The 21,100-nt window shown below is 46.2% G+C and carries 12 protein-coding genes; 11 read left to right on the plus strand and 1 reads right to left on the minus strand.

The window, feature by feature from the left end; genetic code table 11:
• The first annotated feature begins 6 nt into the window (after window positions 1-6).
• The 3 genes from FN124_RS27210 (at window position 7) to FN124_RS27220 (ending at window position 4,098) form a co-directional block, all read left to right on the plus strand.
• Entirely contained in the window at window positions 7-1,002 is a 996-nt protein-coding gene (locus tag FN124_RS27210) for a PorP/SprF family type IX secretion system membrane protein (protein WP_185937403.1), read from the plus strand.
• A gap of 37 nt (window positions 1,003-1,039) precedes the next feature.
• Window positions 1,040-2,992, plus strand: a complete 1,953-nt coding sequence (locus FN124_RS27215) for an OmpA family protein (RefSeq protein ID WP_142687931.1) — start codon at window positions 1,040-1,042, stop codon at window positions 2,990-2,992.
• 800 nt (window positions 2,993-3,792) lie between these two features.
• Window positions 3,793-4,098: a GNAT family N-acetyltransferase gene (locus FN124_RS27220; protein WP_142687932.1), complete on the plus strand. Its 306-nt coding sequence runs from the start codon at window positions 3,793-3,795 to the stop codon at window positions 4,096-4,098.
• Between the two features lie 218 nt (window positions 4,099-4,316).
• Here the strand turns inward: FN124_RS27220 and FN124_RS27225 are convergent, their stop codons facing one another.
• The gene (locus FN124_RS27225) at window positions 4,317-4,514 is read right to left on the minus strand and encodes a hypothetical protein (protein ID WP_142687933.1); all 198 of its coding nucleotides are present in this window, start codon (window positions 4,512-4,514) and stop codon (window positions 4,317-4,319) included.
• A gap of 643 nt (window positions 4,515-5,157) precedes the next feature.
• Here FN124_RS27225 and FN124_RS27230 point away from each other — a divergent pair.
• The 8 genes from FN124_RS27230 to FN124_RS27265 all read left to right on the plus strand — a co-directional run bounded on the left by FN124_RS27230 (window position 5,158) and on the right by FN124_RS27265 (window position 20,810).
• Window positions 5,158-8,199 carry a SusC/RagA family TonB-linked outer membrane protein gene (locus tag FN124_RS27230; RefSeq protein ID WP_142687934.1) on the plus strand — a complete coding sequence of 1,014 codons (3,042 nt, stop codon included), beginning with the start codon at window positions 5,158-5,160 and terminating at the stop codon, window positions 8,197-8,199.
• A gap of 28 nt (window positions 8,200-8,227) precedes the next feature.
• Window positions 8,228-9,610 carry a SusD/RagB family nutrient-binding outer membrane lipoprotein gene (locus FN124_RS27235; RefSeq protein ID WP_142687935.1) on the plus strand — a complete coding sequence of 461 codons (1,383 nt, stop codon included), beginning with the start codon at window positions 8,228-8,230 and terminating at the stop codon, window positions 9,608-9,610.
• Window positions 9,611-9,846: 236 nt separating this feature from the next.
• On the plus strand, window positions 9,847-10,395 hold the full coding sequence (locus tag FN124_RS27240) for an RNA polymerase sigma factor (protein WP_142687936.1): 549 nt from the start codon (window positions 9,847-9,849) through the stop codon (window positions 10,393-10,395).
• Between the two features lie 57 nt (window positions 10,396-10,452).
• On the plus strand, window positions 10,453-11,472 hold the full coding sequence (locus FN124_RS27245; protein WP_142687937.1) for a FecR family protein: 1,020 nt from the start codon (window positions 10,453-10,455) through the stop codon (window positions 11,470-11,472).
• An 82-nt stretch (window positions 11,473-11,554) separates the two neighbouring features.
• Window positions 11,555-14,734 carry a SusC/RagA family TonB-linked outer membrane protein gene (locus FN124_RS27250; RefSeq protein WP_142687938.1) on the plus strand — a complete coding sequence of 1,060 codons (3,180 nt, stop codon included), beginning with the start codon at window positions 11,555-11,557 and terminating at the stop codon, window positions 14,732-14,734.
• A gap of 21 nt (window positions 14,735-14,755) precedes the next feature.
• A complete protein-coding gene (locus FN124_RS27255; protein ID WP_142687939.1) occupies window positions 14,756-16,483 on the plus strand; it encodes a RagB/SusD family nutrient uptake outer membrane protein in 1,728 nt (575 codons plus the stop codon).
• 73 nt (window positions 16,484-16,556) lie between these two features.
• Complete coding sequence (locus tag FN124_RS27260) at window positions 16,557-18,839, plus strand: alpha-galactosidase (protein ID WP_142687940.1); 2,283 nt, start codon at window positions 16,557-16,559, stop codon at window positions 18,837-18,839.
• Window positions 18,840-18,920: 81 nt separating this feature from the next.
• On the plus strand, window positions 18,921-20,810 hold the full coding sequence (locus FN124_RS27265; protein ID WP_142687941.1) for a glycoside hydrolase family 36 protein: 1,890 nt from the start codon (window positions 18,921-18,923) through the stop codon (window positions 20,808-20,810).
• The last annotated feature ends 290 nt before the right edge of the window (window positions 20,811-21,100 follow it).

The following is a 21,100-nucleotide window of genomic DNA, read 5'->3' on the forward strand; positions in this document are numbered from 1 at the left end:
TTTGTTATGTTGAAATTTAAATTTCTAAAGAGTATTATAACCGGAGGGATATTTTTAGGATCTCTCACAGTGCAGGCCCAACAGGCCGCTCAGTTTAGCCAGTATATGTTTCATGGGCTGTTCATTAACCCTGCTTATGCAGGGTACCGTGAACAGCTGAATCTGACCGGCGTTTACAGGAATCAGTGGACGGGTGTGGAAGGAGCGCCAAACACAGCTTCCCTGGCTGTAGATGGGACAGTGAATGACGACAAGGTGGGACTGGGGCTTAATGTTATTTCCGACAAACTGGGGGCCGCCAGCACGCTGGGTGCTTACGCCAATTTTGCATATCGGATCAAATTCGATTCTTATGAGGGAGTGCCCAGAACGCTGGCGATTGGCGTTGCCGGCGGCATAACGCAGCAGTCGCTGGATGGCTCCAAGCTGAACCCATATGATGAGACGGCTGACCTCCGGTTATTGAATCAGCGGAAAACGATAACAATGCCGGATGCACGCGTTGGTATTCTATATAATACTGACAGATTTTATGCAGGGGTTTCCGCTGATAATATTGGCGTACAATTTATAAAACCCAAGAAAGATCCTAACCGTTTACTGCCGGAAACAAAAATAAACATTTACATGCTTGCGGGATATCTCTTCCCTTTATCAGAGGAGCTGGCAGTAAGACCGTCTATGATGCTGAAGAACGCCATGGCCGGTCCCAGCAGCCTGGATTTGAACGCATATTTGCTGATTCAGCAGATAGTATGGGTAGGAGCGGGTTACAGAACGGGTGTTACACTGTTCAATAAGAATATTGATCCCAAGCTGGAAAAGCCATCTGCGCTGATAATTGGTGCACAGTTCTATCTGGGAGATCAGTTCAGGATTGGGTATACATACGACCGGTCCCTGAAAACCACAGCGAAATTAGGCCCCAGCAGCCATGAGATATCCATCGGGTTTCTTTTCCCAAGAAGGGATCAACAGATGCTTACACCCAGATTTTTCTGAGCATAAATTTTTTTGATAAACGACAGAAACTTATCTGATGCATATTTTTACCATACGCAAATTCAGCATAGCATTGCTGTGCAGCGGCTTCTTTACGATGAATGTGATGGCGCAATACAGCCTGAAAGAAGCAGATCGTGAATTCGACAAACTTAACTTTTCCATCGCAGTAAAAAAATATGAAAAGGCGTATGTAAGCAAGCCATCCATGAAGGCGGTAGAAGGCATGGCGAAATCATATCTCCAAATGAGAAATTTTCAGCTTGCGGAGGCATGGTATGAAAAACTGGTGGCAATGCCTGGCGCTCCGGCAGACAGTTACATCAGTTACGCAGCGGTGCTGAAAAATAACGGTAAGTATACAGAGGCGAAGAAGCAGTACCAATATCTCCGGGACAACCATTTCCCGGGAGTGGAGGGATCGGCGATGAACAGAATGATCCGCTCTTGCGACTCTGCAGTCTTCTGGATGAATCATCCCACAGACGTCCAGCTACGAAATCTATCCTTTATCAATACTGAATATGCCGACTGGGGATGTCTTTCCTTCAGTGGAGGTTTGCTATTCCTGTCAGATCGCCTGGAGCATGGATATGACAATAAAAAGTATGGATGGACCGGTAACGGATATACCAAGTTGTTTTTTGCAGATGCCACAAAGGCCATCAAGCCACTGGATAATAATAACATCAATGGCGCTTTCCATACCGGATTAGTTACCCTGAGTGCTGATGCATCAGAAATGATACTCAGTAAAACAGATAATGCAGTAAAGAGGGAACACAAGGTTGGCGGGCAAGAAGTGAGTACAGTGGGATTCAGCCTGTACCAGAGCCGGTATGCCAATGGTAAATGGTCTGCAATTACACCCCTGTCATTTGGAGCTGTCGCGAAGGGTTATTCTATTGGCGACCCTTTTCTGACAACTGACGGCAAGCATCTGTACTTCTCTTCCGATATGCCTGGCGGTTATGGCGGAGCAGATATTTACCAGGTGGATCGTTTGTCGGACGGTAGCTGGAGCACTCCCGTAAATTTAGGCCCTAAAGTCAATACCAATGGAGATGAAAGATGCCCCGCATTTGATGAAAAAGGAAACTTCTATTTCGCATCGGATAACCTGATCGGTATGGGAGGACTGGATATATTTATTGTGCCGGGCGGCAACTACCAGAAAGTTGATCCGGTGAATATGGGATACCCTGTCAATAGCTCCGAAGATGACTTTTCACTTCGGTTTAAAGACAGCTCAGCCGGATACCTGTCTTCCAACCGGCAGGGCGGAAAGGGGAACGATGATGTTTACAGTTTTCAGCTGAACGCATCGATCCTGGCGCCATCCTTTATCAAACTAAAGGGTAAAGTGGTTAACAAAACAACTTTAACGCCGATCGTTAACGCTGTTGTCACTATCACTGATAGCAGCAGGAATGAACGAAGACAAACATCAACAGATAATGAGGGCGTCTTTAGCTTCAGGCTGGATACGATTTCTACCTATCAGGTAAAAGCCGAAAAGACCGGCTATTTGCATGATAACGGAACATCTGTTGATATCAGCACACTGGATAGCGGAGACAGTGCATTTGTATTATTGAAGCTGGATAGCATCCTGCTTAATCAGCCGCAGCGGCTGTTCGATCAGATTGGAAATATTTATTTCGACTTCGATAAATGGGATTTGAAACCGGAAATGAAAGCCGATGTAGATAAGGTAGTGCACATTCTGCAGATGGAACCTACCCTGAAGGTAAAAATCAGTGCATATACTGATTCAAGGGGAAATGCTTCCTATAATATGAAACTCTCCCAGCACAGAGCGCAAAGCGTAGTGGACTATATGAAGGAAAAAGGTATCGATGAAGACAGGCTGGAGGCTAAAGGTTATGGAGAAACACACCTGGTGAATGGCTGCAGCGATGGAGTGCCCTGTACGGAAGCAGAGCATCTGCAGAACAGAAGAGTTGAATTTACTTTATTAAAAAGATAATAGTATGGGAATGAAAATGAGGTGTAATGTTTTCCTGCTGATCCTGGCCCTGGCAATGGGCAGTATGCTACTTTCCTGCAGAACCGGGAGTTACGCAGGTGGAGGCATGGTCAGGAAACGAAGTGGAATCATACCTTGCCCCACAATTAGCGGGCACGCAGAGAGAAAAATATTTAGCCGCTCTTTTTACCAGTAAGGCGCAATTTATTAACCAACCACAAGCGCTTAGGCGCCTGCCTTTGAAAGCAGCACCAGCGTGGCTATATCAATATCAGCACAGGATTTTTGGCAGGAAAAACTGCTGCTGTGAGATATAGCCTTTTTTAAGTAACTGTCATTAATAGGCAGAATGCGTTGGTCCGGCCTTTTTTCCGTTGCCTGTTAATCAAAAGTTAATGCCCGGTTCGTGCCGGGTAAAAAAAGAATGATGATGTATCTCGTGTATAACCATCGCAAATAGATACCTATCCTAGTTAAACGATCAAGGCAACAATGTTGGTAATCTTGATCAGGAGGGCGGGGAACTCCCTGCCCTCCTCTTTTTAATTAAAACACCGGCAGGTCTTCTTTTCTATATTTCCTTTTCATAAACTGTTAATGAATATCATAAAAAATATGCTTCCCCGTTAGTTTTCTTTATTTTCACGTTGAACTCTACTTTTCTTCAACTTGAGCGTATGATGGATATTGTATTACAGTAATTACCGCCCGGGTAATTACCTCTTCAGCTGATAATTCTATTCATGGCTTCTGCGCCTTCGGCAGCAGGAGTATCTTCTATTTATTTAATTCTATCAGTAATGCACAAATACAATTATACTATCAGGAGGGAAAAACCTTCTGACATCAACGCTATCGATCAGGTAACAAAAACTGCGTTTGCCTCAGCAGCATACAGCAGCGGAACGGAATCATCCATCATAAAGGTCCTGCGCGCAAATGGCCAGCTCGCCATTTCCCTGGTGGCAGAGGAAGAAGGATTATTGATAGGGCACATTGCTATATCGCCTGTAACTATTTCATCGGGAAGTGAAGGCTGGTTTGGATTGGGGCCCGTATCGGTGATCCCTTCCAAACAGAGATCTGGTGTAGGGTCCGACCTGTAAAAAATATCAGATTAAAGCTATTCCCAGGAATTTTCTGATCGATAACAAAGGTGTAATTGTTGCCAAGGATCTCCATGGAAAAGAGCTGGAAGCAAAGCTGATGGAACTGTTTAACTAAAGGTGTTTATGCGGTCGCCTGGTGTTATATTTACTGGAGGTTTTGGTGAGATTATGTCAGACTGATGTAACTGATTGATTTTCCATAAAGGGTTACACTGCTATTTAAATGACACATTTCTTTCAGTAGTCCCGATAATATTGATACTGCTGCCTTTGGCCAGCTCTGGATTTACTTTTCCATTCTTTTGGGCGATAAATGTAAACGAGAGTATACTGAGCTGGTGCGTTGGATTATCAAAGGACCACGTAACGCCCTGCAGGCTGAACGCTGAACGTATCCGGTAATTGTCCTTCATAGGTAGTGATATTGGGCTCCTCTATTCAGTATGGCAGGTAGTGTTTTTTATTTTCCATTTGCTGTGAGATGTTTGTCAGGATGACGCTTTGTTGATGTAATATGCGCTTGCCAGGTGTTATATTACCGGAGATTTTGGTAAATTTATTCTCAGGGAGAGTAGACGCTTAACTTAACCTCAATTTCCAGCCTGTTGAAAAGCCATGTTACTGTATGGTTACTCCCTGGCTACTGTATGGATACTCCCCGGTTCCCCTATATATAACCCACATATAAGCCGCTGTTGAGCCGCATATAACCTGTATTTATAAGATCCGGGTTATGACCAGGTAAAAAGCAGGGAATGCTTCCCGCTAAAGTGGGTAGTAATTACCCTGAGAGGGTATGAGAAGTTTCTGAAAGGATAAAACCGGGTTACGTTTTCCCGTTTAATATATTGCTGTAACCGCTCTTCCCCTTCTTATGCACATTATTGTCAATACGACATTTAACGTGCGTATAAATTAATCCCATAAAGAGCTTTAGGATAATATTCGTATATAATCGGTTAATTATTCTGAATCCATCTACCCAGCTTACTCCTAATTTTAGTGCGCTAACTACTCTATGAAGGCCTTCAACCTGTCAACCAAAACATTATTCAAATGGCACTATCAGCAAAATCAGCAGTATCACGATGTATTGTACCGCTATGCGTGGTATGTTTTATTGCTTTCTTTTCCTTTTCTGCCGCGGCGCAGAAAAGAGCGATCACTGGTACCGTGGCCGATTCCACCGGTATGCCTATTATTGGCGCCACCGTCCGGGAGAAGAATGGCAAGGCGGTTACCACCTGTGGAGCCGACGGATCATTTAAATTAACCGTTGATGAAAAGAATTCGCTGGTTGTATCCAGCGTCGGGTTCCTTAATGCGGAAGTACCGGTGGGCAGCACAACCACTTTCGCCATTACTTTAAGCAGCAATACTTCGGCACTGAATACGGTGGTGGTAACGGCGCTGGGTGTAAAACGGGATAAGCGTAACCTTACGTTCAGCTCCCAGCAGCTGAACGGGGAGGAGCTGTTAAAAACCAAGGAGCCAAACCTGGTGAACACTTTGGCTGGTAAGGTACCGGGTATACAGATCACCAGTTCCTCTGGTAATGCAGGGGCCTCGTCCCGCATTGTGATCAGGGGGAATTCTTCTCCTACCGGCGAGAACCAGGCCTTATTTGTAATAGATGGCGTGCCTGTAGATAACACGGAAACCGGCAATATTGGCGGCGGGGCGGCTGGCTCCGGTGTAAACCGTATCTCAGATATTGATCCTGCTATCATAGAAAATGTGAACATCCTTAAAGGCGCTGCTGCTACAGCGTTATACGGTTCTTCCGGCGCCAGGGGAGTAGTGCTCATTACCACTAAGAACGGTGGGATAGAAAAAAAGCCGGTGTTCAGTTTTTCTTCTGATGCCTCCTTTGAGCATCCGCTGTTACCGGAACGTCAGAATATTTACGGACAGGGCACGGAAGGTATCTTTTACAACGGGGAGGATGCCGACAGGAAAACAAGCCTCTCCTGGGGGCCCCGCATGGATACGCTCAAAGTAAACGGCAAACCCGCGCCAACCTACGATCCATACGATTTTTTCCGTACCGGTATTACTACCAACAATACTATTTCTGCTTCCGGCAGTAACAATAGTTCCAACTACTTCCTCAGTTATTCTTATTTCAACCAGAAAGGGGTGATGCCGGAAAATGATTTTAAGCGGCATTCGTTTTTTGCAAAATATAATTCCAAAATAGGCAGGTATGTAAGCACTACTTTCCAAATGGGATATAGCAACTCCAACCAGGACAGGCTGCCGGAAGGCGCCAGCAACGGGCCTTTGTTTGTGCTGTTGCTGCAGCCGGTATCCTGGAATCCTTATCCGGTGCTCCTGCCCGATGGCAGCCAGCGCGGCTACCGCAATTCCAGGAATATGCCGCTATGGACGCTCGATAATATCAGCAACAATTCCAAAGTAAACAGGTTTCTCCCGGTATTTACCGCCAATATCACTCCCACCAGCTGGCTGACTATTACAGAAAGACTTGGCGCTGATATTTACACCGAGTCCGATAAATATGTAGAGTATCCAAGTCCGCAGATAGGGCTCACCGGGCAGATCAGGAACCAGAACATCAACTTCCGGCAATTCAACAATGACCTGATCATTAATGCTACAAAAACATTTGGCAAATTTAATGTGAACCTGTTGCTAGGTAATAATATCTATACCACCTACAACCAATATATGAATATCAACAGCACCGGGCTGAATATTATCGATTTCAATAATTTATCCTCCGGTACTACTATCACCGGCACGGAAAGCCATACCCAGCTCAGGAAAGTGGGCTTCTACTCACAGGCGAACATTGAGTATAACCGCTTCCTGAACCTGTCGCTCACCGGCAGGTACGATGGGAGTTCTGTGCTCAATCCTGATAAGAACTTTTACCCATACGGATCGGCAGCCGCCAGTTTTATCTTTTCCGAATTCCTGGGCGCTAAGGCTTCCAGTGTCATAAACTTCGGAAAGGTGCGGTTGAGTTATGCCACGGTAGGTAACGACGGGGTAGGGGCCTATGCGCTGTCTACTCCCTATGTACAGGCTGGCAGGAATACCAATGCCGGTTACTTCCTGTACCCGTTCCAGGGGCAACAGGGATTTTTACTCACACCTGCACTGGGTAACCCGTCGCTCATCAATGAACGGCTCAATGAGTATGAAGCAGGGCTTGAAATGCGTTTCCTGAGAGACAGGATCAACTTTGAAGGATCTTATTTTAGCCGCCGTTCCAAAAACGGTCTCATTCCCGGTTCACAGATCTCCAATGCCACCGGCTACAGCAGTACCACTTTTAACTCCGCAGAAATATCCAACAAGGGAATTGAGTTGCTGCTGGGTGCTACGCCTGTGAAATCGAAAGATTTCAGCTGGAATATTACCCTGAACTTTTCAAAGATCAAAAACGAGGTGCTTACGCTGGGTCCGGGCATCGACCAGCTGGGGCGCCTGATCAAAGGCCAGCCATATAATATTTTCTTTGGCCCCCGTTATAAGCGTGCAGACAACGGCGAATTGCTCATCGACGCCGGGGGCTTACCGGTAGTAGACCCGCAACAGGGCATTGTAGGCGATATTAACCCGGATTGGCTGGCTGGCATGGATAACAGCTTCCGCTATAAACAGTTCAGCTTCTCCTTTTTCTTCGACATGAAAAAAGGCGGGGATGTACAAAACGATGTGGAATCAGCCGGCTTTTACTATGGCACTGCGAAGGTAACGGCTAACCGTGGTAAAATAGTGGTGAAGGGGATCAGTGAAGTAGACGGAAAGGCCAACAACGTGGAAGTAGATGCACAAACTTACTACCAGACCAGGCAATACGAATCTACCATCCAGGACGGTACTTATATCAAGTTGCGGAATGTAAGTCTTTCTTACTTCCTACCCGCTTCCTTCCTGGCAAGAACTCCTTTCAAATCCGCTTCGCTGGCAGTTACCGGCAGGAACCTCTGGATCTACAGCCCGCATTTTACCGGCGCTGATCCGGAAGTAAGCTCTTATGGCACAGGCAACAGCTCGCAGGGCATCTACGCGTTTTCTACGCCTACATCCCGCTCTATCAACTTTTCACTGAAATTCAGTTTTTAGTATGCCAGCACCACTAAAATTTATCAACATGAGAAAGTCTTTTTATATACTGCTGCTCACAGGTCTTTGTTTACAGGGCTGTAAAAAGTTCCTGGACGTTAACAAGGATCCCAACAACCCGGTGGATGTACAGGAATCACTGATCCTGCCGCCGCTGGAGCTGAACATTTCCGATAATATCCAGGGAGGCAATGCGGGGATCATTATACAGAACTATGTGCAGAACATAGCTGCCAACCAGCTGAATCCTTATGTGGGCAGTTACCAGTTGTTTAATATTGATATGGATGGCGATTGGTCCAACTTCTACGTGACCTCGCTCAATAACCTGATCACCCTGAATAAAAAGGCGGAAGCGAATAACAACTGGAACTATGCGGCTATTGCCAAAATACTTACTGCCTATACGCTGGGCACCGCTACCGATTTCTGGGGAGATATCCCTTATTCCAAAGGGTTCACCAGCGGGGTGTTCACAGTGCCATACGATAAACAGGAAGATATCTATAAAAGTATACAGTCGCTCCTCACCGATGCCATTGCCAACATTGACAAGAACAGCAGTCCAAAGACCCCGGCTGGCGACGACTACTTCTACAACGGTAATATGAATGCCTGGCGTAAGCTGGCCTGGTCGCTGAAAGCCAGGTATTATATGCATCTCACAAAAGCGCCCGGCTATGCCGCCAAAACACAGGCAGAAAGCGCAATGGCCGCCCTGAAGAACGGCATGTCATCCAATAACGACGATTTTAAGTTCACCTACACAGGTGCAGCCGGATCGGAAAATATCTGGTACCTCACCTTTACACCTGTCACTACTTACGTGATGAATGCCACGCTGGTAGATACATTGCGTAACCGGAATGATCCCCGGCTTCCGAAGATGATTGCCCCGGCAAAGACAACAGGGCTGTATACCGGCAGGAGGATAGGCACTCCCACCGGCGACCTGGATAAGTATTCTCACCCCGCCACGTTTTATGGCGCCAAGGCATCTTCCAATTATATATTCAATTATTCAGAAACCCTATTCATACAGGCGGAGGCCCTGCTGATCACCAGTGGTTTTACTGCAGCGCAGCCGGTGTATGTAAATGCCATCAATTCCCATTTGTCCAAACTCGGTATTGATACCACTTCCGCCGCAGCCACAGCTTATGTAAACAGCCGTAAATTAACTGCCGGCAATGCGTTACAGCTGATCATGGAAGAAAAAGCAATAGCCAATATTTTCAACTTCGAAACGTATAACGACTGGAGGAGAACAGGTTTCCCAAAATTGCAGAAAGTAGACGGTGCATTGATAGACATCCCCCGGCGGTTATTATATCCGCAGAGCGAAATATTAACGAATGCACAGCCACAACAATCAGCTGTACAGAGCACGAAAGTTTGGTGGGATAATTAAAACGGGAGGGTAAAGTAAAGCATCTTTCATGGTGCAAAGTGTAAGTTAACCAAAAGGGATCTGCCAGTACCTTCGTACTACGGCGGGATCCCTTTTGGTTTATCCGGAGGTATCCAGGTGCAGCTTATCACGCAGGTGGCCAGGTATCTTTTATTTCGTTTTTGCAGGAAATTACTTATTTTAACGGAAATACCTCTCCAATTTCCAAGAACTAAATAAGTAATATCCGGAACTTAATGCAGGAGTACATTCAAAATATCATAAATGATGATCAGGTGGCATTTGAAATGGTATTTAAACTGAGTCACCGGAAAATTTATGCCTATTATTTTAAGAAAACGGCTTCCGCGGAATTGGCGGATGAACTGACGCAGCTTGCTTTTATAAAATTATGGCGTTTCCGGCATACGCTGGCAACTAATATCAGCATGGATATACAGCTGTTCCGGATAGCTAAATCAACGTTGTTGGATCATTTCAAAAAAGTAGCTGCAGAAGAAAGGAACCTGAAATCATATTACCGGGATTATTTCCCTGGCACCACTGTTTCTCCCACCACTTACGAAACCAATGAGCAGCTTACTGCCATATTAAACCAGTTGCCACCTACCCGCAGGCAGGTTTTTATCCTGAGTAGAATAGAAGGCTACAGCTATTCGGAAATAGCGGCCCGGCTGTCGATCTCTCCCAGAACAGTTGAAAAACACATATCGTTGGCATTGAAACAATTAGGTGGTTATGGACGTGCAACGGTCATCATCTTTTTAGCATATCATATTTCCTGAATTTTTTTTTATTGATTACGGGTATCCTGCAGGCAGGATCGTATTAGGATTAGAGATATGGATATAACCGATAAATTGCTGGACAAATATTTTAAAGGCCAATGTACGCAGGAGGAGCAACAGGCAGTAAGTTCCTTTTTGTGCCAGGTAGATGAGTTACCGGATTACCTGGTTACAAAAGCAGAATGGGACGACGTGGAAGACGCCTTATTATCAGCCGAAAAGACTGATCAACTTTTTGCAAAGATAAAAGAAAGCGTTTTCCCTGAGCTCAGACGCATACATTGGGCCAGGAATGTTGCGGCAGCAGCGGTTATTGCTATATCAATACCCGTGGGATATTTCCTGTTCATGAAGCCCCGGGCAAATCCTAAAATCGTACAAAATGAAAAGCATCAAAAAGAAGAAGCCCACGTAACACCGTGGAAATCTACCTATAACTATGGAAATAACAGCGAAATAGTAATACTACCGGATAGTTCGGAAGTAAGGGTATACCCGGGAAGCGAAATCAGCTATACGCGTGATTTTATCCGGGAAAAAAGAGAAGTATACCTGAAGGGAAGCGCTTATTTTAAAGTATCAGGCAACCAGCAGCATCCTTTTATTGTGTATGCCGGCGGCGTTTCCACCACCGTGCTCGGTACTTCTTTCACCATCACAGCATTGGAAGGCGGCCATACTGTTAGTATTAAATTGCATACCGGGAAGGTATTGGTTAAAAACATTATTTCAGAGAAGGGCGTGCCCTCTTTCAGTAATGTGCTAACACCCGGAGAGGTGCTGGTGCTGAACAAAAATGCGGGAACCGTTAAGGTGGCAGACAAACAGGCTCCTGTTCCATTAACAGATTCCGTATCATTTAATTTTGTACAAACACCTTTGCCGGATGTCTTTAATAAGCTGGGACGACATTTCAGGGTGAATATAAGTTTTGACGATGCAGCCTTGAAAACAATGTATTTTACGGGAACAATAGATTTACAAATTCCACTTGATCAAATATTAAAAGATGTTACAGAAGTGAACAATTTAACATCTGCCAGAACCAACAAAGGATTTATAATAAAGAAATAATCAGCGCCATTTAGAATTTGCATTTACCCGGTTTACCGGGAAGGGGTTCCTTTTGCTTAAAACCAAAATTGCTAAAAAAACTATGCAAAAAAGAATTACAAGAAATCTGTTCTTCATCTTATCCTTTATACTCTGCACCGCTATGTTACAGGCGCAAACTCCCGAAATTACCGGTATTGTAAAGGATGAATCAGGCACGCCACTGATTGCGGCCACTGTTACGGTGACGCTCAAAAGTGATGTACAGAAAAAGAAATCTGCGCTTACCAACCCGGATGGAAAGTTTACTATACCGGACCTGGAAGCAGGAGTGGCCTACCAGATCAGCGTGTCCTATATTGGTTATAAAACCTGGACCATTGATAATTTTGTATTAAAACCGGCAGAGCAATCATCCCTGATTGTTAGCCTTAGAACCAATGCCGAGCTGGGAGAAGTAGTGGTGCTGGGATATGGCAAGAGCAGCAAGCGGAACCTGTTACAGAGCGTAAGCTCTATGAAGGGAAAGGACGTAGTGGAGGTACCTTCCGCTACACTGTCGCAAACCATGGCAGGAAGGGTGCCTGGCCTGGTTATCACACAAACCGGCGGAAAACCAGGCAGATCATCCAGCATACGTGTACGCGCCTACGATGGATTTGGCCCCGCCAAGCCTCCGTTATTTGTAATTGACGGTGTGATCTCCGATCAGTTTGCGTTTGATGGTCTGGACGCCTCCGAAGTTGATAACATATCCGTATTGAAAGACGGGGCTTCTGCATCTGCCTACGGCGTACGTGGCGCCAATGGGGTAATTGTGGTAACAACAAAAAAAGGTATCACCGGTCCGCCCCTGATAAATGTTATTTCCAGCTACAGCATTAATGAGCCCACCGTGCAACCGAAAACACTGAGCGCTTATGATGAGGCCATACTTTCAAATGATATCCTGCAGCAGGTAAATCCTACCGGTTACCAGACCGATTCCAGGTATTACGCAAAAGATGAACTGGACTACTGGAAAACGCATGATGTAAACCTGCTGAAGAAGTATTACAAACGGCCTACAGAATACCGTACTACCGCCAACATTTCCGGGGCGAGTGAAAAGATCAATTATTTCGTAAGCGGGTCTTTTTACAAGGGAACCGGCTCCTTTGATAACATAGATTACCAGAAATATAATATCCGGGCAAAGGTAGATGCCAGGATCACCAGGGATCTTAGTATAGGCCTTAATCTCACTACGGATATCAGGAACGACCAGAAGCCTTACTGGGAGTATGATTACGATAACGATGATATGCCCGATCTGTACAAGGGGTTACTGTCCAGGGGAAAAATGGCGCCGGATTACGTGGAATACAATGGTAAAAGCTATCCCGTTGGAACGCTGATGGCATGGCATCCCGGAGAAGTGATCAACGGTAATACAGGATACAACCGTAAGAAATGGAGTAATTACCAGGCATTGGTGGATGTGAATTATAACCTGTCGTCGCTGGTAGACGGGCTAAAGCTGAGAGCTACCTTTGCGAATTATACCAGGCATGATTTCAGGAAAACGCTCAATCTGCCTTACAACCTTTATATCACCAACCGGTTTGGCAGCAACAACCACCTCATAGGCGATGAGATAGATTTTTCGCGTACAAAGCAACGGAACGATGGCAATGCTATCAATGAAACCTATAATGCAGGCAGCTTTTACCAGTTGAACTTTTATGTCAATTATGATAAATCATTTGGCAAACACAATATTTCAGCCACTGCCATGTACGAGCAGAGCGAAACCAACAACGACGCGTTTAATGCCAGGAACCAGTTTGTGCTTTCCCGGCAGCTCGACCAGTTAAGCCTGGCCAGCAGCGATCCGCTGAATTATAGTGTTGGCGGCAGTGAATTTGACGATGGACGTTTGGCTGCATTTGCCCGTTTGAGCTATAACTATGCAGGAAAATACCTGGTGGAGGGATCTTTCAGGTATGAAGGCTCCAGGTATTTTATTCCAAGTAACAGGTATGCCCTCTTTCCCGCAGTATCTGCAGGATGGCGCATCAGTGATGAAGCCTTTTTTAAGGATAATGTAAGGTTTGTGAATGATTTTAAACTCCGGGCCTCCTTTGGTATGACCGGTGAAGAACCTAACCTGAATGCCGACGGATCACTGAACACCACGTTGCAATGGGAGCAATACTACCGGAAGAACCAGGGCGCTATCTTTGGCAGTATCTCCAATGGCGTTTCACTGGGAGCATATCCCAATGCGGATATCACCTGGGCTAAAAAGCAATCAATTGACATCGGCTTTGATGCCAGCCTGTTTAATAACAGTGTAAATATTTCCGCAACGCGCTTTATGACCAAAAGGAAAGACATTCTCGGTGATGTTGGCGCCAGTGTGCCTACCACCTGGGGCGCCACTTATCCCCTGGTAAACTTTGGCGCAATGGAATCCAAAGGGTATGAAATAAGCGTTGACTACAGGAAATCCCTCAATAAGCATTTAACCTTCAATGCAGGTATTAACTACAGCTACGCGGTAAATAAACAGGTGCGTATTAACCAGGCCCAGAATATCAGGGATTATCAGAATCAGCTTGGCAGGCCAACGGGTGGTATAATGGGATATATCGCCACAGATATTCTCCGTACACAGGCAGATATTGACGCACTGCCGGCTGGTTACACTATTAACGGCGCAGTGCCCAAACTTGGTATGCTTAATTTCAAAGACATACGCGGCGCCACTTCTGATAAACCGGATGGCAAAATTGATGCAAACGACCAGGAGTTTATTGCCAGGTATTCCACACCGCCCTCTATCTATAACCTGACCCTGGGAGTTACCTGGAGATCTTTCAGTATAGATCTGCTGATCCAGGGTACAGGCAATTACTATAAAGTACGGAGCCCATTACTTAACAATGCACAATATCTTACACAGGAAGCAGGTAGTGCTGCATTCTGGGGCGACCACTGGAGCCCGCAGAATCCCAATGGCAGGTACCCGATTTATGTGGATGAAGGAGGAGGGGGAAATGCTTCCACTTTCTGGCTTGATAATGCTTCATTCATCCGTTTAAAGAACCTGAACCTGGGTTGGGCAGTGCCTTTGTCTCATTCTGGCAAATCCGTATTCAAAAGTGTGAGAGTATACTTCAACGGCTCCAACCTGTTCCTCCTGAAAAACAAGATCAAAGTATATGACCCCGAGGCACAGAGCCTGGTGTCTTACCCGCTTAACCGCAATTATACTTTGGGTGTGAATGTTACTTTATAAAAATCATAATTCTTTAGTGCTATGAATAGATTTTTCAGCTGCAAAAATTTAATACAGGTTTTTATCATAGGCCTGGTATTGTCGGTTTCCGGCTTGCTGGGTTGTAAAAAGGTGTTGGATAAGCCGGACCTGGGGGCTATACCGGGCAGTGAAGTCTGGACGGACCTGAACCTGAGCACCGCGTTTCTGAACAATATATATTTCAATGTAATGCCCAACTGGCCGGATGCCACTAACCATGTTTCCGATGAAGGCGCCGGGGGAGGCAGTACCTTATATGGCCAGCTTACTGTTAATTCAATTACTTACTGGCCTTATGCAGATGTGAGGAGCATAAACCTCCTGTTGCAACAGGTTCCGGGAGCGCCATTTACTGAAAGTGATAAGAACTCGCTGACAGGGCAGGCATTATTTCTCCGGGCATGGCTTTATTTCCAGCTGGTAAGCAGGTATGGAGGCGTACCCATTATCCTTACCCCGCAGAGCCTGGACGATAATCTTAATGTAACACGCAATAAAACATCCGAGTGTATTACACAGATCATAAAAGACCTGGACGATGCCGCGGCATTATTACCTGCCAGCTGGAGTACAGATAACGCAGGAAGGGCTACGCGGGGCGCTGTTTTGGCGCTTAAAGGCAGGGTATTGCTGCACTATGCCTCCGAGCAGTTCAATCCAGCACAGGATCAATCAAGATGGCAAACAGCTTACAACGCTAATAAAGCTGCTATGGACTCGCTGACTAAATACGGTAATGCACTGATGCCTGATTTCAGGAACCTGTGGTTTGTTGAAGGCAACGCGAATACAGAAGCAATAATGGTAACCCGTTTCAGCTACCCGGGTCGCGCGCAAACACATGATGCATCCGTAAGGCCACTGGAAGAGTCGCAGAATTTTACAGGTGGGGATCAGCCTTCACTGGAACTGGTAAACGCGTTTCCCATGAAGAACGGGTTGCCCGTCACCGCGCAGGGATCGGGATATAACCCGCAGGCATACTGGCTGAACCGCGATCCGCGCTTTGCCACCACCATTGTGCATAATGGTGATCCCTGGGCGCTTTCAGGAAAAACAGGCCGTATCCAATGGACATTCAGCGGGGGAGAAGCCATCAGCGGAACTTTCTCCGGTTTTTACACCAGGAAAACAGTTTTTGAGGGATATAAACCATTCGATGCCGAGCATAGCGGAACCGATTGGATAGAAATAAGAATGGCTGAAGTAATGCTGAATTATGCGGAAGCTGCTAACGAGGTTGGTAATGTACAGGTGGGATATGATATGCTGAACGCCATCCGGAAAAGAGCGGGCATTGATGCCGGTACCGACGGTAACCATGGATTAAAACCAGGCATGACGAAAGCGGAAATGAGAGCGGCTATTCTCCTGGAAAGAAGACTGGAACTGGCTTTTGAAGGTAAACGTGACCAGGATCTGAGAAGACGCCGGTTGTACGCGTCTGTATTAAACGGGAAGAAACGTACCGGTCTTGATATCAGGCTGATCAAGTTCGGCGGTAAAGCGGCAGATTTTTTTGCAGCATATGCCACCGGAACTATCAACCTGGCTACCGATTACTTTAGCTATTTTAGTGAAACGCCTAAGATGCTGGACCCGAACAATGAGATTAATTATAAAGACGAATATTATTTCTATGCCATTCCCCTGGAGCATCTCCAGAAAAATCCCAACCTGCAGCAAACCAAAGGATGGGATGGCGGCACCTTTGATCCATTGTTGTAACAGGAGAGAAATGACCGGTTAAGTCCTGTACCTGCGGACTTAACCGGTTCTTATTCAAATTACAGGACTACGTATGAAAAGATATTTATTAGGTTTATCAGCTTCCCTGCTTGGGAGCAGTCTGTATTTTACTGCACAGCAACAATTTCCTTTTTCCGGGTTAAATAACGGCGATATTAAACAGGAAGTTTTTTCACCGGCAGCTCAAAAGAGCGGGGCCGGCATCAGTAAAGAATTATCTGCCCGGTTGTTGTCGTTACCGGCTTTCATACCATCAGTAGCTGCAACCGACTGGCTGATTCAAAAGCCTGCGCAGAAAGCATCGGTTTCCAGGATAGGTGATCACCAGATTATACTGAGCAATGGCCTGGTAAGCAGAACTTTTTATGTAAGCGCCAATATAGCTACCACCAGTATAAGAAACCTGGTGACGGGTGAAGAATATCTGCGTGCGGTAAAACCGGAAGCTGATGTGATGATAGACAGTGTAAATTACCCGGTGGGCGGCTTAACCGGTCAGGTGGACCAGGCCTACCTGTTGCCGGACTGGCTCGATAAAATGGATGTTATTCCCCATTCCTTTTTATTCAAAAACTTTACAGTAAGTGAGCTTAAGGCGAAAATTCAATGGACCAGTAAGCGGTGGCTGGCCAGTACGCAATGGAAAGCCAGTGGTAAAGAGCTTACCTGTTATTATGAGCACCCTGAGCTGAAAGATATTTTCGTGGAAGTTCACTACGAAATCTATGATAACATACCGCTGATCTCAAAATGGGTGGAGATAAAAAACAAGGGGAATAAAAAAGTGCAGGTGAATCATTTTGCCTCCGAAATAATCGCCTACATTGAACCGTCAAATTCGCCTATAGGGAAACAGGAATGGATGAAACCGAATTTTCACCTGGAAAATGATTATGCGTTTGGTGGTTTTACCTATGAAGGCTCGGACCAGTCCATTTTCTGGCAAACAGATAAAACCTATACTTCCCAGGCAGATTATAACGTGTCTATGCCCTGCGTGGTGAAGAGTATGCCGGAGAAAGGACCGGAGCAGGTGCTGCAGCCCGGCCAGGCAATGGAAACCTTCCGTACCTATTTACTGGCGCTTGATGGCACCGACAGGGAAAGGAACGGGCTTAGCCAACGGAAAATGTATCGCACATTAGCACCCTGGTCAACTGAAAACCCGATTTTTTTACATCTTACCTCTACCAAACCAGAAGTAGTAAAACAGGCCGTTGATCAATGTAAGGCCACCGGTTATGAAATGATCATCCTGAGTTTCGGAAGCGGGTTGCATATGGAGGATACCAGTGCCGCCAACCTGGAGAAATTCAGGTCCCTTGCCGCTTACGCGCATTCCAAAGGCATACAGATAGGCGGATACTCATTGTTTTCGAGCCGCAGTATAGATGCGGAAAATGATGTTATCAATATTAAAACCGGAAAACCAGGAGGTACCATATTCGGAACAGCGCCTTGTCTTGGCAGCAAATGGGGCATTGCCTACCTGGAGAAGCTGGACAAATTTTTTGAAGCAACCGGGTTTGACCTGCTGGAGCACGACGGGCCGTATCCCGGCGATTTCTGTGCCTCTGAAAATCATCCCGGGCACCATGGGTACGGCGATTCCCAATGGAATCAGTGGAAGCAAAGTATCAATTTCTACGCATCCTTAGCAAAGAAAGGCATTTATATGAACCTCCCTGATTTTTACTTTTTATCAGGAAGTAACAAGGTATCTGTAGGTTATAAGGAAGTGAACTGGTCTTTGCCCCGCGCGCAGCAAATAATATTGGGAAGGCAAAATAATTACGATGGTACCTGGACCAGGATCCCCAGCATGAACTGGACCTTTGTACCTTTGGTGGAATACCACGGGGGAGGCGCTGCCGCCACGCTGGAGCCGCTTTCCGAACACCTGGACGCCTATGAGGCACATATGAAGCAAAACTATGGCGCCGGTATACAGGCCTGTTACCGCGGGAACCGCCTCTATGATACCGAAGCAACAAAAGCGCTGGTGACGAAAGAAATTGCGCACTATAAAAAGTACCGCGATATCCTGAATGCAGATATTATTCACTTACAACGGCCTACCGGCAGGGATTGGGATGGGTTTATGCATGCAGACCCGCAATTGAAACAAAAGGCGTTTGCTATGTTCTTCAACCCGCTCAGCCAGCCTGTTACCCGCACCATCAGGTTGCCTTTGTACTATGCAGGTTTGAAAAACAGCGCAAAGATCAGTATAGAAGGTGCAGCGCCCATCCCGGTTACATTAAACTCCGGCAGGGAGGCAACGATTAGTATCACTATTCCGGCAAACGGCAGCACCTGGGTAGTGGCGGAATGATAACACTATAGGAAGGAAGACGCCGGGGATTTATTAAATTTATTAACCCTGCCCGCGCTCAAGGGCAGGAAAAATTAATATATGCGTAAGGGAAGAATATTTTTGATATTACTGCTTACTATCACCGTTGCCCGGGGCCAGTCATTGGGCACACCCTATTCGCCGGGAGAGGTGTTTATAAAGAATTTGAAACAGTCGCCAGCCAAAGTTATCACCGCTACCGGTACGCCGGCGGATAACGGGGTTTCATTGCAGCGGACATGGAGCCGGGAAATTTGTACCATGTCAGTCTGTAATAATTCCGGGAAGCCTGTCGGCATCCGGGAAATTATCCTGTTCGATTTCCAGCATGGCCAGCCCGGCAACACCGGTATTTATGGGGAGGGGTTTCAAAAACTTGCCCAGACAGGAGGTACCCTGGACAAGCCGGCAGACCTGGGAACCTATACAGACAGGGATCATTATAAAATTCCCGAACCCGAAAACATGCGTACCGCCTATGGTATGCTTACCCTGCAACTGCAGCAGAACGACCGGGTGCTACTGGCTACCACTTCCTGCAACAGGTTTATATCCAGGTTTTCTTTTGATGGCAGGCGTATACGCATATCCCTGGATTGTGAGAACCTTGTATTGCAACCCGGGGAAACCTGGAACCTGGAAGAGTTTATGGCCATATCAGGATCAGACCGCGAAGCGCTGTATGATAAGCTAACCGCAGCTATTGCTAAACATCACCCGCGTTTGAAACATGAACCGGTACCAATGGGCTGGTGTTCCTGGTATTGTTTCGGGCCGAATGTAACCGCAAAGAATGTGGCTGATAATACAAACTGGATTGCCGGTCACCTGCCGCAACTCAAATATATCCAGATTGATGATGGGTATCAGCCCTGGATGGGTGATTGGATGAGCAAAGGAAAGGCATTTGGCGGCGATGTGCAAAATGTGCTGAATGAAATAAAGCATAAAGGACTGGAGCCTGCCATATGGGTGGCTCCGTTTGTGGCCAGCCCTGAATCACAGTTGTTTAAAAATCACCCCGACTGGTTTGTTAAAGATGAGCAGGGACTGCCCTTGCGCTCTGATAAAATTGGCTTTGGCGGCTGGCGCCTGGGCCCATGGTATGTACTTGACGGTACGCATCCGCAGGTGCAGGCTTTTTTTACGGAACTTTTCAGCAGGATGAGAAAGGAATGGGGCTGTACTTATTTCAAGTTGGACGCCAATTACTGGGGAGCTATCCATGGGGGCGTACACTACGATAAAAATGCTACCAGGATTGAAGCCTATCGCCAAGGTATGAAAGCGATACTGAAAGGTGCAGGCGATGCATTTGTACTGGGCTGCAATCATCCTGTATGGGCCTCCCTGGGCTTGATTCACGGTTCCCGCAGCTCAATGGACATATGGCGGAAATGGGAAGCGTTCAGGAATATTGGCCGGGAAAATTTGCTCAGGAGCTGGCAAAATGGTAGGTTATGGTGGAATGACCCGGATTGCATCTTATTAACAAACGGGGGAGCCACCGATATCATGGACCAGGCAGGCAACAGCGTAAATGCACAGGAGAGACCGGCTGGGCCAACTGAAAATGAATACCTGTTTCATGCAGCCACCGTATATGCTTCCGGGGGAATGTTGCTGAGTGGCGACGATCTTACAAAAATTACACCCGCACGGCTTGATATATTAAAGAAGCTGATTCCTCCAACAGGAAAGGCGGCAAGGTTTGAAAACGAAGCATTCGAAGTGGGAACCATCGTATTGCCCGACCAGTTGGTATTCGCGGTTTTCAACTGGGGAGAGCAAGCTGCAGAACGCCGTATTAAATTGCCCAAAGGCACTTACCGGTTAGTGAACAAATGGACAGGCAGGAAGCTGGGTAATTTTAAAAATGAATATGTGATCCGGTCATTACCTTTACACAGCGCGTTGTTAATTGAAGCGTATAAAGTAGCTGATAAGTGATAGCTGTTATTGCAGGTCGACTGCCAGATAAGGTATAGGTGTTATCTTTGGCAACAAATGTCATAAGCCCGGATGCCCATACTTTATCTGTCTGGTATTATCATAAGTGGTTTTTTATTCTTTGTTTTATTTACCAAATCGCGTAAAACAGCGGCAGATTATATGCTTGCCTTTTGGTTCCTACCTCCGCCATTATGCTGTTGTCTGTTTACCTGCTTTCTTCGGAAGCGTATATAAAGTATCCGGCATCCACCATCCCTCGATGGTGGATGCCATTGGCGCAGGGCCCT

This window comes from Chitinophaga polysaccharea, from assembly GCF_902150045.1.
In the GTDB taxonomy this organism is placed as follows: Bacteria; Bacteroidota; Bacteroidia; order Chitinophagales; family Chitinophagaceae; genus Chitinophaga; species Chitinophaga polysaccharea_A.